This window comes from Geodermatophilus sp. SYSU D01176, assembly GCF_054050015.1.
In genome coordinates this window covers 1-15,052 of record NZ_JBJGYN010000010.1, presented here as the reverse complement: position 1 = coordinate 15,052, position 15,052 = coordinate 1, and the positions used below count along the sequence as shown (strand labels likewise).

Sequence of the window (15,052 nt, the reverse complement as noted above, 5' to 3'; positions counted from 1 at the left end):
TCACGGATCGGTGATGGTGGTCTCACCCCACCACCGTCTCCAGGAGATCCCATGCGCCGCACCACCGCCGCCGGTGTCCTCGTCACCGCACTGCTGACGCTCGGCACCACCGGCACCGCCCACGCCGCCACCGACCGCGACTGCCCCGACTTCGCCAGCCAGGCCGCTGCCCAGGCCGCCTTCGACGCGGTCCCCGGCGACCCGGAGCGCCTGGACGCCGACGACGACGGCATCGCCTGCGAGGACCAGCAGTACGCGCCCGCCTCCTCCACGAGCACCGGCACGTCGCAGGTCTCCACCCGCCCCGTCGGCGCGGTCGCCGCCGGCGACGGCAGCGCCAGCGCCAGCGAGGACGGCAGCGCGCTGCCGTTCGTCCTGGGTGGCGCGGCGCTGGCCGCCGCCGGTGGCGCGGCCGTCGCGGCCCGTCGCAGCGCCCGCGCCTCCGCCTGACCGGCGGCCCGTGCCGCAGCGCCCGCTCCCCGCCCGCCCCGGTCAGCACCCGACCGGGGCGGGCGGCGCCGCGCCCGGCACCGGCACGATCGCCATCCGGCTGCGCGGGGACGCCGACGGCGAGGTCCGGATCGTCGGCGCCTATCCGCCGCCCCTGGTCCCCCCGGACGTCGGCGCGCTGCTCACCCGGCCGCCCCGCGTCACCCGCTACGGCCGCCACCGGCGCCGGCGACCGCGCGCCGCGCTCGCCTGGTCGGCGGCCTCCGTCGTCCTGACCACGGTCGGCGCCGGCCTCCTCGTGCTCGGCCCCTCTCCCGCCGACGCGCCGGTGCACCGGGTCGTCGCCGCCCCCGCCGAGCTGCCGCCGGCGCCGCCGGCCCGTGCGGCCGTCACAGCCGTCGCGCCGGTCGCCGTCGTCCACCAGCTGCCGGCGAGCGCGCCCACCGCCGTCCGGATCCCGGCGCTCGGCGTCACCTCCGACGTCATGGAGCTCGGGCTGCAGCGCGACGGCTCGATGGAGGTCCCACCCGGCGGCTACCCGGTCGGCTGGTACGAGCGCAGCCCCACCCCCGGCCAGCTCGGCCCCGCCGTCCTCGCCGGCCACGTCGACTGGGCCGGCGAGCCCGGCGCGTTCGCCGGCCTCGACGAGCTGCTGCCCGGCGACACGGTGGAGGTCGACCGCGCCGACGGCAGCACCGCGGTCTTCCTCGTCGACCGGGTCGAGGAGCACGCCAAGGACGCCTTCCCCGGCGACGCCGTCTACGGCGACCTCGACCACGCCGGCCTGCGGCTGATCACCTGCGGCGGCGCCTTCGACGAGGGGACCGGCGACTACGCCGACAACGTCGTCGTCTTCGCGCACCTCACAGGCTGAACTCCGCGGTCATCACGGTCCGCCGCCGTACGATTGCGGCTCGCGTCCACCAGGGAGAACACCGACCCATGCCGCACGCCCCGTCGGACCGCTGGCCCACCGTCCGCCGCCGCCGGAACCGCGACAGCACCACCGCCGACCGGCCCCGCAGCCGACGGCCCCGGCACGACGACGCGGTCCCGTCCGGGCCGGTGCAGTACCCCCGCTCGACGTGGGACGACGTCGACGACCGGTACGGCCCCGACGGCCACGGATACGGATACGGCCCCGCACCGGAGGAGCAGGCCCGACGCCGGCGACGCCGCCGCGACCGGGAGGCACCCGACGAGCGGCGTCCCCGCGACGACCGTCCCGAGCAGCCCCGCTCGCGCTCGCGCCGGGAGCTGGTCGGCCGGATCGGCCGGGTGCTCGTCGTCGGGTTCGTCCTCCAGGCGCTGGTCATGTTCTCGCTGCGCTGGATCGACCCGCCGACGACGGCGTTCATGGCGGCCAACCCGAACGGCGCCCTCCAGCAGTCGGTGCCGGTCGAGCACGTGTCGCGCAACTTCCTCGCCGCCGTGATCGCGCACGAGGACGCCAAGCTCCCCTACCGCGCCGGGGCCTTCACCTGGGACGAGATGCTCGGCCGCGCGAAGGCGCACATGACCGGCGCGGAGGACCCGTCGGGCTCGACCATCCCGCAGCAGGTCGCCAAGAACCTCTTCCTCAACCAGGAGATGAGCGCCTGGCGCAAGGCGGTCGAGGCGGCGCTGTCCGCGGAGCTGGCCCTCGCCGTCGACGACCGGCGGATGCTCGAGCTCTACGTCAACTACGCCCAGTTCGGGCCGTCGCTCTACGGCGTCTGCGCGGCCAGCTGGTACTACTTCGACCGCCCGCCGCAGGACCTCCCGGTGGACCAGGCCGTGCAGCTGGTCGGCCTGCTCCCCTCCCCCGGCCACGTGCAGCGCGCCCCGGGCGGCGGTCTGGACTTCGACGTCGCCGACGGCAAGGGCTGGCTCTCCCGCTCGCACGTCATCAACGCGCAGAACCGGGTGCCGCGGCACATCGACCGGCTCGGCTTCGAGCCCGTCGAGGACGCCGGCGTGACCGGCCTGGCCAGCGAGCAGCCCCCCTCCGGCGACGACTGCTCGACCCGGCCGCAGGCGGTCGCCGACCTGATCGCGGCCGAGGGCACTGCCTGAGGAGGGACCCCCTGCCCCCGCCGCTCGCGGGCTCGCGGCGGCGCTCCCGCAGGGGCCAGGTGTCTCCCGGGAACCTCCGGCGCTGCTTCCACGTGTAAGCAGGGCCGGAGGTCCCGGCAGGGAACGTCGGGCGGCCGGAGCTCAGCCCTCGTCGTCGGTGTCGTCGTCGTCATCGAGGCCGCCGGTGCCGGGGTCGATGCCGTCGGCGTCCTCCTCGCCGCCGTCCACCGGGTCCGGGTCGGCGGAGCTGTCCGCCTCCTCGCCGGGCACCGCGTCGCCGGGCGGGTCGCCCGCCGCGCTGCCCGAGCAGCCGGTCACCCCGAGGGTCACCGCCAGCACCGTCCCGGTCAGCCACCGCCGCGTCCTGCGCATGCCGCCCCCTCCTCGCCGTCCGGTCGTCCGACGAGGCTGCCCGGCACGGCCGGGGCCGTGCCGCGGACGACGGCACCGACACGAGTTCGTCATCCGCGGACGGGGCCGGCCACGGCCGGGCTCAGGCGGTGTCGCGCCGCCGCTGCGACCACATCTGGGTGGCCCGCTCGAAGTGCAGCGCGGCCTCCCAGCCGATCCCGGGCGGCCCGGACTCGGTGCGGAACGAACGCGCCGCCTCGCGGGCCAGCTCCGGGTCCCTGGCCGCCCGGCCGGCCAGCTCGAGCGCGAGGTCCTCGACCTCGTCGTCGGGCACGGCCCGCCAGGCCAGCCCGATCTCCGCGGCGCGCACGCCGTCGATCTCCTCGCTGAACAGCCCCATCGCGGCGGTGGCCTCGCGGCCCGCCGTCCGGGAGCTGATCGTGAAGTAGCCGCCGCCCGGGTGCAGGCCGATGCGCAGGAAGCCGGCGAGCAGCCGGGCGTCCTCCCCGACGATGCGCAGGTCGGTCGAGAGCGCCAGGTTCAGCCCCGCGCCGACGGCGGCGCCGCGCACCGCGGCGATCGTCGGCACCTGCAGGGTGCCGATCCGGCGGAACGCCGTGTAGACCGCGCCGAGCTCCTTGTAGACGGTGTCCTCGGCCTGGTCGGCGCCGGCCGTCCAGCGCCGCCGGTCGGCCCCGGAGCAGAAGGTGCCCCCGGCCCCCCGGATGACGGCGGCACCGATCAGCGGGTCGGCGTCCACCTCGTCGCAGAGGGCCGCCAGCTGCAGCCCCATCTCGGGGCTGAGCCCGTTCTTGACCTCGGGCGAGTCGACCGTGAACACGGCGACGCCGCCGTGCCGCTCCAACTGGACCTGTCCCACGTGTCCCTGCCTCTCTGCTGGGTTCCGGGTGCGCCGCCGAGCATGCCCACCCGCGCCGGCGGCGGGGACGACGGGGTGTCAGATCGCGCGCACCATGCCGCCGTCGACCAGCAGGTGCTGGCCGGTGACGTAGGTGTTGGCGCCCGAGGCGAGGAAGGCCGCGACCTTGGCGAACTCCTCGGCGGTGCCGTAGCGGCCCACCGGGATGCCCGCCTCCTGCTGCGCGCGGACCTCCTCGACCGGTCGGCCGCTGCGCTCGGCGCGCGCGGCGTCGAGGGTGGCGACGCGGTCGGTGGCGATCCGGCCCGGGCCCAGGGTGTTGACCAGCACGCCGTCCCCGGCCACCTCGAGCGCGACGCTCTTGGCCAGCCCCAGCAGGCCCACCCGGAACGTGTTGGACAGCGTCAGGTCGTCGATCGGCTGCCGGATGGACGACGACGCGATGGTGACGATCCGGCCCCAGCCCTGCGCGCGCATGTGCGGCAGCACGCCGCGGAACAGCCGCACGGTCGACAGCAGGTTCAGCTCGAACGCCTCCTGCCAGGCGGCGTCGTCCAGCGCGTCGAAGCCACCCGGCCGCGGGCCGCCGGCGTTGTTCACCAGGACGTCGACCCCGCCGAGGCGCTCCCGCGTCTCCCGCAGCAGCCGGTCGAGGTCGGCGGCGTCGGACACGTCGGCCGGGCAGGACTCGACCTGCGCGCCGGTCTCCTCGGCGATCTCTGCCGCGGTCCGCGCCAGCTGCTCGGCGCCGCGGCTGGACACCACCACCCGCGCGCCCTCGGCGGCCAGCCGGGTCGCCGTCGCGCGGCCCAGGCCCTTCGAGGCGGCGGTCACCAGGGCGACGCGGCCGGTCAGTCCGAGGTCCATCGGGGCACTCCGTCGGGGGTCGGTGGCCGCGGGCCACGGGCGGGTCGGGGGCGAGGCGCACCGTAGTCTCCGGCCGGCGCGGGAGCGCCACGGGGAGACGGGAGTGGGATGCCGGTCCAGCGGTCCGCGGGGTCGGCCCGCGCGACGACCGCGGCGGTCACGGTGACCACCGCGGGGCTGCTGCCGGCGTACCTGGCCGGTGTCCTGGCGGTGCAGCTGCGCGCCGACCTCGGCGTCGGCCCGTCCCTGCTCGGCCAGCTCGTGGCGGTCTTCTTCACCGCCTCCGCGGTCTCGGCGTTCGCCGCCGGCGCGCTGGTGCGCCGGCTCGGCACCGTCCCGGTCGTCCGGCTCGCCGCCCTCACCGCGGCGGGAGCGATGCTGGTCGTCGCCGTCGCCGCGCACGATCCCGCCGTCCTCGCCGCCGCGCTGGCGGTCGCCGGGTGCGGCAACGGGATCGGCCAGCCGGCCAGCAACGACCTCGTCGCGCGGTCGGTGCCGGTGGACCGGCAGGGCCTGGCCTACGGGCTCAAGCAGGCGGCGATCCCGCTGTCGACGCTGCTCGCCGGGGTCGCCATCCCCCTGGTGGCCATCCCGCTCGGCTGGCGGACGGCCTTTGGCATCGGCGGCGCCCTGGCGCTGCTGGTCGCGCTGTCGGTGCCGGGGAGCGGTCGGCTGGGGTCGGCCGGGTCCGCGGCACCGCCGTCGGAGGCGGCCGGACCGTTCCGCCGGACGCCGCTGCTCGTGCTGGCCGCCGGGCTGATGCTGGGCGCCGGGACGGGCAACGCGCTGGGGACGTTCTCCGTCGCCACCGCCGTCGACAGCGGCATCGCCCCGGCGACCGCCGGCCTGCTCGCCGCCGGGGCGAGCACGGCCGGCGCCGGAACGCGGGTGCTCCTCGGCCGGCTGGCCGACCGGGTGCGCACCCGGTGGCTGCTCGTCGTGTCCGCGCAGATGTCGCTGGGTGGCCTGTCCTACGCGCTGCTCGGCACCGGCTCCGAGGCGCTCATCGCGGTCGGCGTCGTCGTCGGCTACTGCACCGGGTGGGCGTGGGCCGGGCTCGCCACCTACGCGATCGCCCGCATGCACCACGGCATGGCCGCCCGGGCCACCTCCATCACCCAGGGCGGGGTCGGGCTGGGCGCCGCGCTCGGCCCCCTGGCGTTCGGCGCGGTCGTCTCGGCCGCCTCCTACACCGTCGCCTGGACCGCCACGGCCGCCCTCGCCGTCCTCGGCGGGCTGGTCTGCCTGCTCGGCCGGCACCTGCTGCTGCGCGAGCGCCCGGCCCTGGTCGAGGCGCACCGGCGCCGCCGCACGGCCGCGCCGCCGCCGTAGGGTCCGCGCGGTGGCAGGGACGCGGTACGCCGTGGTCGGCGGCGGGATCATCGGGACGGCGGTGGCGCGCCGGCTGCTGCACCGGCGGCCGGACGCCGAGGTGACGGTGCTGGAGAAGGAGGACCGGCTCGCCGCCCACCAGACCGGCCGCAACTCCGGCGTGGTGCACGCCGGCCTGTACTACGAGCCCGGCTCGCTCAAGGCCACGCTGTGCCGCCGCGGCGTCGCGCTGCTGCGGGAGTTCTGCGCGCAGCACGCCCTGCCCCACGACGAGATCGGCAAGGTGCTCGTGGCCCTCGACGCCGCGGAGGAGCGGCGGCTGGACGCGATCGCCGAGCGGGCCCGCGCCAACGGCGTCCCCGGCGTCCGGCTGATCGACCGGGCCGAGCTGCGCGAGCTCGAACCGCACGTCGCCGGCACTGCCGCGCTGCACTCCCCCACCACCGCGATCGTCGACTACGTCGCGGTCACCGAGCGGCTCGCCGCGGACGCCCGCGCGGCCGGCGCGACGGTGCGCACCGGCTTCGCGGTCGGCGGGCTGCGGCCGGCCGGAGGCGTCGTCGTCACCAGCACCGCCGGCGAGGAGGTCGTCGCCGACCGGGTGGTGCTCTGCGCCGGGCTGCACGTCGACCGGCTGGCGCGGCTGGCCGGGGACGACGCCGACCCGCGGATCGTGCCCTTCCGCGGCGAGTACGCCGCGCTGCGCCCGGAGCGGCGCGGGCTGGTCAACGGCCTCGTCTACCCGGTGCCCGACCCGCAGTACCCGTTCCTCGGCGTGCACCTGACCCCGCGGGTGGACGGCGAGGTGCTGGTCGGGCCGAACGCCGTCCTGGCGCTGGCCCGCGAGGGCTACCGGTGGCGGGACGCCGACCCCGCCGAGCTGGCCGCCCTGCTGCGGTACCCCGGCTTCCGGAGGTTCGCCCGGCGGCACTGGCGGACCGGGCTGGCCGAGGTCCGCGGCTCGCTGAGCTCCCGGGCCTACGCCGCCGCGGCCCGCCGCTACGTGCCCGAGCTGACCGCCGGCGACCTGGTGCCCGCCCCGGCGGGCGTGCGCGCCCAGGCGATGCAGGCCGACGGCAGCCTGGTCGACGACTTCCGCGTCAGCCGGCGCGGCCCGGTGGTGGCGGTGCGCAACGCGCCCTCCCCCGCGGCGACGTCGTCCCTGGCGATCGCCGAGCACCTGGTCGACGTCCTGCTGCGGGAGGAGTGACGACGGCCGGCGGGTGAGCACGCCCGCAGGCCGGAGCCCTCGCGGGCCCGTACCGTGGGGCCGCGGTGCCGGGCGACCCGGCGGCCGGACGGCGTGGCCCGCTCCGGCCGGGGCCGGCGCAGCGCATGCTGCGCGAGCCGGACGCTCCGGACCACTCCCGGCACGGCAGGCTGTGGCAGCCTGCGCCCGCGACGAGGCTGCAGAACACGGAGGACCTGGCACGGTGACGACGCACGTGTACGCGGACCCGACGGTGGTCGAGGACGCGATCGCGCTGGGCGACGCGCTCGTCGACGCCTGGGGCAGCTGGGGCCCCAACATGACGCCGGACGCCCGGCAGGTCGCCTTCATCAGCGACCGCTCGGGGGTCCCCCAGCTCTACATCAAGGACGTCGTGCTCGACGGGCAGCGGCCCGTCGCCCGGCACATCAAGCTCTCCGACGACCCGGTGGTCTCCGTGCGGTGGGCGGCCGACAGCGGCTGGCTGACCTGCGAGGTCGCCACCGGCGGCGGGGTCCGGACGGCGGTGTGGGTGGTGCGGCCCGACGGCAGCGACGCCCGCCGCGTCGCCGGCGACGCGACCACGCACGCCGAGCTGGGGCCCTGGACGCGCAGCGGGCACCGCTTCGTCGTCAGCTTCCCCGGCGCCGCCGAGGGGGTGCCGACCCGCTGCTTCCTCGCCGACCCCGCGACCGGCCGGCTCGACCCGCTGGCCGAGGGCGAGTTGATCCGCGTGCTCGACGTGTCGCTGGAGGAGCGCTTCATCGTCGTCCGCGACGGCACGCGCGGGCAGCAGTACGTCGTCGTCGTCGACCGGCTCACCGACGAGGCCCTCAGCGTGCTGCCCCAGGGCGCGACCGGCTCCACCGAGGTCGCGCTCATCCGGCCGGCGCCCGCCGAGCACGGCGGGCCGGTCTACGTCTACCTGGCGTCGGACGTGGGTCTGCCCCGCCGGCAGCTGATCGGGGTGCCGTTCGGCCCCAACGGCTGGCGCGGCGAACCGCGGACCCTCGCCGCTCGCGACGACGCCGAGCTGGAGTTCGTCGACGCCGACGACGCCGGCCGCCTGCTGCTGCTGGTGTGGAACGTCGCCGGGCGCAGCGAGCTGGAGCTGATGGACACCGCCACGGGCGGGCGCACGCCCATCTCCGGCCTGCCCGGGCTGGTGGCCGCCGACCCGGTCCTCAGCCGCGACGGCTCCAGCGTGGTGCTCGGCGTGCAGGGCCCGACGCGGCCCCGCGAGCTGTGGCACCTGGACACCACGACGCACGCCTGGACCCGGGTCTCCTCCTCCCCTCCCCTCCCCGGGCGGCGGCTCGTCGTCCCGACGCTGGCGACGTTCGAGGGCAGCGACGGCCTGCCCCTGACCGGCTGGCTGTACCGCGCGCCCAGCCGGCTGAAGGGCACCGGCCCCGCGGTGCTGTGGCTGCACGGCGGGCCCGAGGCCCAGGAGCGGCCGACGTTCGACCCCGAGCACCAGGCGCTGGCCGCGGCCGGGATCACCGTGTTCGCGCCCAACATCCGCGGCTCGTCGGGCTTCGGCCGGGAGTTTGTGCACGCCGACGACCTGCACGGCCGCCACGACGCGTTCGCCGACGTCCTGGCCGCAGCACGGCACCTGGTGGACACCGGTGTCGCCGACGCCGACCGCATCGCGGTGACCGGTCGCTCCTACGGCGGCTACCTCACGCTGGCCTCGCTCGCCTTCTCCCCCGGCGTCTTCGCCGCGGGCGTCGACATCTGCGGCATGTCCGACTTGGTCACCTTCTACCGCGACACCGATCCGTGGATCGGCGCGGCCGCCGTGTCGAAGTACGGCCACCCGGAGCGGGACCGCGCGCTGCTGGAGGAGATCTCCCCGCTGCGGGCCGCCGCCGCCATCGACGTCCCGCTGCTCGTCGTCCACGGCGAGCACGACACCAACGTGCCGATCGGCGAGGCCCACCAGATCGTCCTGGCGCTGCGCGAGCTGGACCGGAGGGTGCAGTACCTGGAGCTCGAGGGGGAGGGCCACGAGTTCCGGCGGGCGGACGCCCGCAAGCGGCTGCTGGGGACGATGGTGCGCTTCCTGGCCCGGGCGCTGTCCCGGGTGCGCGAGGCCGACCGGGTGGGCGGCCGGGCGCAGTGAGCGAGGACGTCGACCTCGAGCGGTTCGTCCGGGCGCAGGACGGCGGCGGGTACGAGCAGGCGCTGCGCGAGCTGCGGGCCGGCGTGAAGCAGAGCCACTGGATGTGGTTCGTCTTCCCGCAGGTCGCCGGCCTCGGGCACAGCGCCATGGCGCAGCGGTACGCCGTCTCCGGGCTGGCGGAGGCGCGCGCCTACGCGACCCACCCGGTGCTGGGCCCGCGGCTGGTCGAGTGCGCCCAGGCGCTGCTGGAGCTGCCCGGCCGCGACCCGGCGCGGGTGCTCGGGTCGGTGGACGCGCTCAAGCTGCGCTCCTCGATGACCCTGTTCGAGGCAGCGATCCCCGACGAGCGGGTGTTCGGCGAGGTGCTGGAGCGCTACTACGGCGGCGAGCGGGACGAGGAGACGACGCGCCGCCTGTGATCCCGGCGAGGCGGGCCGACGCCAGCCCGGGACTCAGCGACGCACCGTCAGGGGATCTGCCACTCGTAGGAGAACTTCTCGATCTTCAGGATGAGGGAGGTCTCCACGTCGGTGATGCCGTCGAGGGCGCCTAGGACCTCGCTGGCGAACCTGACCACGTGCTCCTGGTCGGTGAAGAACGCCTCCACGATGAGGTCGTACCGACCGGCCGAGATCCCGCAGTAGCGGACCTCCGGTCGCTGGACCAGCGCGTCGGCGACCGACTGCAACGACTTCAGCTGCACCGAGATGCCGATGATCGCCGAGACCGTGTACCCGGCCAGCCGCGGCGTCGGCACGGCGACGACGGACACGAGATCGGCCTCCAGCATGGCTGCCAACCGCTTGCGGACCGTCGTCTCGGTGACGCCCAGCCGCCGGGCCACCTCCGAGTTGCTGGTGCGGCCGTCGACCTGCAGGACCCGCAGGATCTCGCGGTCGGTGTCGTCGATCGCCGCCTTCGGCGATCCGGCCGGCGCGTCTGCGAGGTCGCCGGGCCGGGTGTCCTCCTCGGCACGCGTGCTGCGACGGGTCATCCACGGAGGGTACGGGGAACACCCGGCGTCGCTGCCTGCACCGACACACGCCCGCTGGGGAGGACGGCCATGTCCGTACCACTCAGTAGATCCGCGACTCGGTCAGTAACTCGTACCGCACCGGGTCCCGCCGGCGGATCACCCAGGTGACGACGACGCCGGCGATGAAGGCCAGGGGCAGCAGCGCCAGCAGCAGCACGTTGACCCAGTCGGTGCGCCCGGTGAGCAGCTCGAAGTTGATGACCACCAGCCAGGTGGCCACGAGGAGGCCGACGAGGCTCGCCAACGGCGCCACGAGCGTGGCCCAGATCGAGGGGCGTCCCGTCCTGGCCTGGCGCCGGAAGAAGACGACGATCGCCGCGGCGCACAGCGCCTGCAGGACGATCACCGCCAGGACGCCAGGGGCCACCACGAGAAGGAACAGGCCGAGGTAGGGGTCGGCGCCGAACACCGCGAACAAGGCTGCGATCACGACGGCGATGACCACCTGCACACCGCTGGCAACGTACGGGGAACCGTGCACCGGGTGCACCGCCGCCAGGCGCCGGGGGAGCAGCCCCTCGCGCCCGAGGGTGAAGAAGTACCGGGACGCCGTGTTGTGGAAGGCCAGCGTCGACGCGAAGGCGCTGCTGATCAGCAGGACCTCCATGACCACGGTCGCCCAGTGGCCGACGTACTGCTCGGTGGCGGTGAAGAACATCCCGGTGGGGTCGTCGGTGGCCGCCCCGACGACCTGGGACTGCCCGAACGCGACCACGGCGATCCAGGCCATGAACGTGTAGAAGGTGCCCAGGAACCCGATGGCCAGGAACGTGGCGCGGGGCACCGTGCGCGCCGGCTCGCGGGTCTCCTCGGCGTAGATCGCCGTCGACTCGAAGCCGATGAAGGCCCCGAACACGATGGCGAACATCGCTCCGGTACCCCCGCCGGCGAAGATGGCGGACGGGGCGAAGGAACCGAAGTCCAGGCCCTCGGGACCGCCCTCCACGAGCACCGGCACCGCCAGCACGAGCAGGATGGCGACCTCCGCCAGGAGGGCCACCCCGAGCACCTTGGCGCTCAGGGAGATCCGCCGGTGCCCGAGGACGGCGACCACGAGGATGGCCGCGAAGGAGAACACCGGCCAGGGGACCTCCGCACCGGTGAACGCGGTGACCGTGCCGGAGGCGAACGCGCCGATGGCACCGAGCTGCCCCACGGCGATCAGGGAGTAGGCCCCCAGGGCGAGCATCGCCGCGCCGCCCCCCATCGGCTTGCCGAGGCTGCGGCCGATGTAGGAGTAGAAGGCACCGGGGTTGCGGATGCGCAGCGCCATCCGCGTGAACCCGACCGCGAACAGGAGCAGGACCAGGGCGGCGATGAGCTGGGCGCCGGGCGCACCGAGCCCGCCGATCAGGAACGCCAGGGGCGCGTACCCGGCGACGATCAGGAGCGGACCGGCCGCCGCGACGACGAAGAAGGTCAACTCGAACGTGCCCATGCTGCCCCGGGACAGGCGCGAGCCCGGCTGCGCGGGGGCCGGCCTGGGAAGTGGGGCCTGGGTCGTGGGGGGTACCGGCCTGGAGGGCGGCGCCTGGCTCGCCGGGGGAGCCGGCCGGACGGGATCGGACGTTGCCACGGAGTCTCCTGCTGGTGTGAGCGCGGAGTGCGGACGGGTCGTTCGCGGAGCAGGTCGTGCGGGGCGGTGAGCGGTCCGCCGGTGCGGCGGGACGCGCGCCGAGGAGGCGCCGTCCTCGTTCAGTCGGCGACGTAGCGATGCCGGTAGGCCTCGGCCGCGCTGGAGAAGCAGTCCAGGTCGGGCCGCAGCACGCCGGCCCCGATCTGGCCGCCGTCCCGGCCGGCCAGGCCACCGTCGATGACCGGCGTGACACCGGTGGCCAGGACGGCGAAGATGTCTATGCCGACCGGGGATCCCCGGAAGTCCAGGGGCGGTAGCCGGAAGTCGGGGTGCTCTCCCACCGTGATGGCGTACATGGCTTCGTTGTTGGCGCGCATCGCCTCTGTCGTGCCGCCCTGGTAGGCCTGCAGGGTGGGGGCACACGCCTGGGCGAAGCCACCGAGCCCGATCGTCTCGGTCACGCAGCTCTCGCCCCCGATCCACTCCGCGTCGGCCAGGGAGAACCCCTCGAAGAAACGACCCTCGAGGCGGGGGTGGACACCGCGGAACCACTGGTCCTCGAGCCCGCTGACCCGGATGGCGAACTCCCGGCAGTTGAGCGCCATCCCGGTGAGGACGCTGCTGCAGGGGACCCCGTGCGCGGCATCGGCCGTGGCCTTCGCCGCCGCCATCCCGACCCGGAGGAACGCGTAGTCGTTGCGGCCGAGGAAGTCCAGCACCGCTCGTGCCGCCGCGGAGTGCCGCGTCGTCTCGAGGTCCAGGAACGCCGGGGTGAGCTCCCGGGTGAGCAGCAGCGTCGCCGCCGTGTTGCGACTGTGCAGCTCGTCGCCGAGCCGCAGCGCGCGGGCCATCAGGGGCTTGAGCCTGATCGGGCCGTGCCGGCGCAGCACCTCGGCCAGCAGCGGCCCCATCGTGGTCTCCAGCCAGCGGAGGCCGCGGACCACCTCGTCGTCGTAGGAGCCGTAGTTCAGCCGGTGCCGGCTCTCGCCCTCGTAGAGGTTGCAGAAGGCGGTGTTGCCGTGCGTCTCGTCGCGGACCACGAACACCGGCATCGAGGCGGTGTAGATGCCGGCGACCGAGCCGATGCACGAGTGCTGCTGGGTGCTGCGCACCCGCACCCTGCCGGCGGTGATCGCCTCCTCCGCGTCGGCCGGGTCGCGGGCCAGTCCCTCGTAGACGGCCGCGTGGAGCACCGCCCGGCGCTGGCCGCCGGTGTACTCCTCCCAGTGCTGCGGGGCCCCCGAGGTGAGGATCGTGGTCGGCGTCATGCCCGGGACGACGTCGGCGGCCGGTGCCACGTCGACGAGGACGGGCTCGGCTCGGGTCAGCCGGCTCAGGGTCTCGGCGTTGGCGGCTCGGCGCCTGCGCTCGACCTCGGCCGGGAGGGCCAGGACGGGAGCGGTCTGGTCGAGGGTCACGTGGCCTCAGATCCGCTGCAGGTAGGTGCGCGTCTCCCAGTCGGTGACGACCGACCGGTACTCGTGCGCCTCCTGCCGCTTGTAGGCCAGGTAGGTGGCGTGGAAGGCCGGACCGAACACGTCCTGGGCGACGTCGTCGGTCTCGAACTCGTCCAGCGCCTCGTCAAGGGTGGCCGGCAGGGCGAGGTCGCCGTAGGCAGCCAGCTCCTGCTCAGTGAGCTTGTACGTGTCGCGGTTGATCGGCTCGCCCGGGTCCAACTGGCGTTTGATGCCGTCGAGGCCCGCGGCCAGGACCATCGCGATCCCGAGGTGGTAGTTCACCGAGCTGTCGGCGGTCCTGACCTCCAGGCAGTGGCGGTTGACCGGCATCCGGCACATGAGGGTGCGGTTGTTCTCGCCCCACGCCCGGTGCACGGGCGCCCATGAGATCTCGTCCATGAAGCCCTTGCTGGTGAACCGCTTGTAGGAGTTCACCGTGGGGCAGATGACCGCGTTGATTGCGCCGGCGTGCGCGAGCACCCCGGCGACGAAGTGGCGGGACAGGTCGCTGTAGGCCCGGCTGCCGTCGCCGGCGGCGAAGACGTTCTGGCGCGTGTGCAGGTCGGCGAGGCTGATGTTGATGTGCGCCGCGGAGCCGAAGTCGTCCTGGAACGGCTTGGGCATGAACGTCGCGATGCAGCCCTGCTCACGCGCGACGTGCTTGGCCATGAGCCGGAAGAGCACCATCCGGTCAGCCATGGTCAAGGCGTCGGTGTAGTCGAAGTTGAACTCGTACTGGCCGTCGCCCCCCTCGTGGTCGAAGGAGTAGACGCCCCAGCCGAGGCTGTTCATGTGCTCGACCATCGGACCGAGGAAGGGCTCGGCCAGGATGGTGGCCTCCAAGTCGTAACCACGCGTCGGCGCGTTCAACCGGTCCCCGGGCACCAGGGGTTCCCAACCGCCGGGGGTCTCCCGCACGATGTAGAACTCAGGCTCGATGCCGACATTCGCCGTGAACCCGGCCGCCGCGGCCGCGTCGACCTGGCGGACCAGCACGTTCCGTGCGTCCTGGTCGTAGGGCTCGCCGTTCAGGTGCAACCGGGTGGGGACCAGTGCGAACCGGGGGTCCCACGGGAGCACGACGAGCCGGTCGAGGTCCGGGAGACCGGCGCACTCGTCCTCGTGCGGGCCCAGATCCCCCATCCCCTCCAGCGCCCCGACGGTGTAGAGCTCCGAGCCCTGCGCCATGTTCGGCAGCGACTCGACCGGCACGCACTTGCTCTTGGGGACGCCGTGCACGTCCGTGTACCAACCGAAGACGAACTTGACGCCCTGGTCGACGAGCCGGTCGCGCAGTTCATGGACGTGTGGCATGGATCACTCCCATCGAATTTCGCCGCAGTTTGCCAGTCGCCGGACGGTTGTCAACCCTGTCGGCCCGACGAGTTCGGTGATTTCGACGAGGATGCGCGCCATGGGATCGAAGTCGGTCTTGGCACCAGGGGCTCGGAGCGGCTAGCGTTCCGCCACACCAGGAGACCCAGATCACACCGCCGGCCCGCGCAGCCGCCCGAGCGGTCTCCGCACGTGTCCCCCCACTCGACAGCTGGTCCACCACGGCCGCGCACCCGCAGAGGAGCCCCATGAGCATTCAGGAGATCAGCCCGGCGACCGTCGTCCTGCACCCGCTGGACCCGCTCACCGCCGAGGAGATCTCGCGGGCGGTCGAGGTGCTGCGGCAGGGGCCTGCCCAGCCGGGCTCCTTCCGCT

The 15,052-nt window shown here is 74.7% G+C and carries 14 protein-coding genes; 7 read left to right on the top strand and 7 right to left on the bottom strand.

Annotated elements, in window-relative coordinates:
* Positions 1–51 precede the first annotated feature (51 nt).
* The 3 genes from ACI78Z_RS07795 to ACI78Z_RS07785 all read left to right on the top strand — a co-directional run bounded on the left by ACI78Z_RS07795 (position 52) and on the right by ACI78Z_RS07785 (position 2,505).
* A complete protein-coding gene (locus tag ACI78Z_RS07795; RefSeq protein WP_457035952.1) occupies positions 52–450 on the top strand; it encodes an excalibur calcium-binding domain-containing protein in 399 nt (132 codons plus the stop codon).
* Positions 451–460: 10 nt separating this feature from the next.
* Positions 461–1,324, top strand: a complete 864-nt coding sequence (locus ACI78Z_RS07790; protein WP_457035951.1) for a class F sortase — start codon at positions 461–463, stop codon at positions 1,322–1,324.
* A gap of 68 nt (positions 1,325–1,392) precedes the next feature.
* The gene (locus ACI78Z_RS07785; RefSeq protein WP_457035950.1) at positions 1,393–2,505 is read left to right on the top strand and encodes a transglycosylase domain-containing protein; all 1,113 of its coding nucleotides are present in this window, start codon (positions 1,393–1,395) and stop codon (positions 2,503–2,505) included.
* A 141-nt stretch (positions 2,506–2,646) separates the two neighbouring features.
* Here the strand turns inward: ACI78Z_RS07785 and ACI78Z_RS07780 are convergent, their stop codons facing one another.
* The 3 genes from ACI78Z_RS07780 to ACI78Z_RS07770 all read right to left on the bottom strand — a co-directional run bounded on the left by ACI78Z_RS07780 (position 2,647) and on the right by ACI78Z_RS07770 (position 4,603).
* Positions 2,647–2,877 carry a hypothetical protein gene (locus ACI78Z_RS07780; protein WP_457035949.1) on the bottom strand — a complete coding sequence of 77 codons (231 nt, stop codon included), beginning with the start codon at positions 2,875–2,877 and terminating at the stop codon, positions 2,647–2,649.
* A 121-nt stretch (positions 2,878–2,998) separates the two neighbouring features.
* On the bottom strand, positions 2,999–3,736 hold the full coding sequence (locus ACI78Z_RS07775; RefSeq protein WP_457035948.1) for an enoyl-CoA hydratase-related protein: 738 nt from the start codon (positions 3,734–3,736) through the stop codon (positions 2,999–3,001).
* 78 nt (positions 3,737–3,814) lie between these two features.
* Positions 3,815–4,603 carry an SDR family oxidoreductase gene (locus ACI78Z_RS07770; protein ID WP_457035947.1) on the bottom strand — a complete coding sequence of 263 codons (789 nt, stop codon included), beginning with the start codon at positions 4,601–4,603 and terminating at the stop codon, positions 3,815–3,817.
* A gap of 108 nt (positions 4,604–4,711) precedes the next feature.
* Here ACI78Z_RS07770 and ACI78Z_RS07765 point away from each other — a divergent pair, with 108 nt between their 5' ends.
* The 4 genes from ACI78Z_RS07765 to ACI78Z_RS07750 all read left to right on the top strand — a co-directional run bounded on the left by ACI78Z_RS07765 (position 4,712) and on the right by ACI78Z_RS07750 (position 9,692).
* Entirely contained in the window at positions 4,712–5,935 is a 1,224-nt protein-coding gene (locus tag ACI78Z_RS07765) for an MFS transporter (protein WP_457035946.1), read from the top strand.
* A 10-nt stretch (positions 5,936–5,945) separates the two neighbouring features.
* Positions 5,946–7,145: an L-2-hydroxyglutarate oxidase gene (lhgO, locus tag ACI78Z_RS07760; RefSeq protein WP_457035945.1), complete on the top strand. Its 1,200-nt coding sequence runs from the start codon at positions 5,946–5,948 to the stop codon at positions 7,143–7,145.
* A gap of 223 nt (positions 7,146–7,368) precedes the next feature.
* Positions 7,369–9,273 (top strand): S9 family peptidase, encoded by a 1,905-nt coding sequence (locus tag ACI78Z_RS07755; RefSeq protein ID WP_457035944.1) that lies wholly within the window; start codon positions 7,369–7,371, stop codon positions 9,271–9,273.
* Positions 9,270–9,692 (top strand): DUF1810 domain-containing protein, encoded by a 423-nt coding sequence (locus ACI78Z_RS07750; protein ID WP_457035943.1) that lies wholly within the window; start codon positions 9,270–9,272, stop codon positions 9,690–9,692. Before ACI78Z_RS07755 ends, ACI78Z_RS07750 begins: the two co-directional genes overlap by 4 nt.
* Positions 9,693–9,739: 47 nt before the next feature.
* Here ACI78Z_RS07750 and ACI78Z_RS07745 read toward each other — a convergent pair whose 3' ends face one another.
* The 4 genes from ACI78Z_RS07745 to ACI78Z_RS07730 all read right to left on the bottom strand — a co-directional run bounded on the left by ACI78Z_RS07745 (position 9,740) and on the right by ACI78Z_RS07730 (position 14,656).
* The gene (locus ACI78Z_RS07745) at positions 9,740–10,267 is read right to left on the bottom strand and encodes an Lrp/AsnC family transcriptional regulator (RefSeq protein WP_457035942.1); all 528 of its coding nucleotides are present in this window, start codon (positions 10,265–10,267) and stop codon (positions 9,740–9,742) included.
* Positions 10,268–10,349: 82 nt separating this feature from the next.
* On the bottom strand, positions 10,350–11,747 hold the full coding sequence (locus ACI78Z_RS07740) for an APC family permease (protein ID WP_457035941.1): 1,398 nt from the start codon (positions 11,745–11,747) through the stop codon (positions 10,350–10,352).
* A 257-nt stretch (positions 11,748–12,004) separates the two neighbouring features.
* Positions 12,005–13,303 (bottom strand): DUF1116 domain-containing protein, encoded by a 1,299-nt coding sequence (locus tag ACI78Z_RS07735; RefSeq protein WP_457035940.1) that lies wholly within the window; start codon positions 13,301–13,303, stop codon positions 12,005–12,007.
* Positions 13,304–13,309: 6 nt separating this feature from the next.
* Positions 13,310–14,656: a glutamine synthetase family protein gene (locus ACI78Z_RS07730; RefSeq protein WP_457035939.1), complete on the bottom strand. Its 1,347-nt coding sequence runs from the start codon at positions 14,654–14,656 to the stop codon at positions 13,310–13,312.
* Positions 14,657–15,052 lie beyond the last annotated feature (396 nt).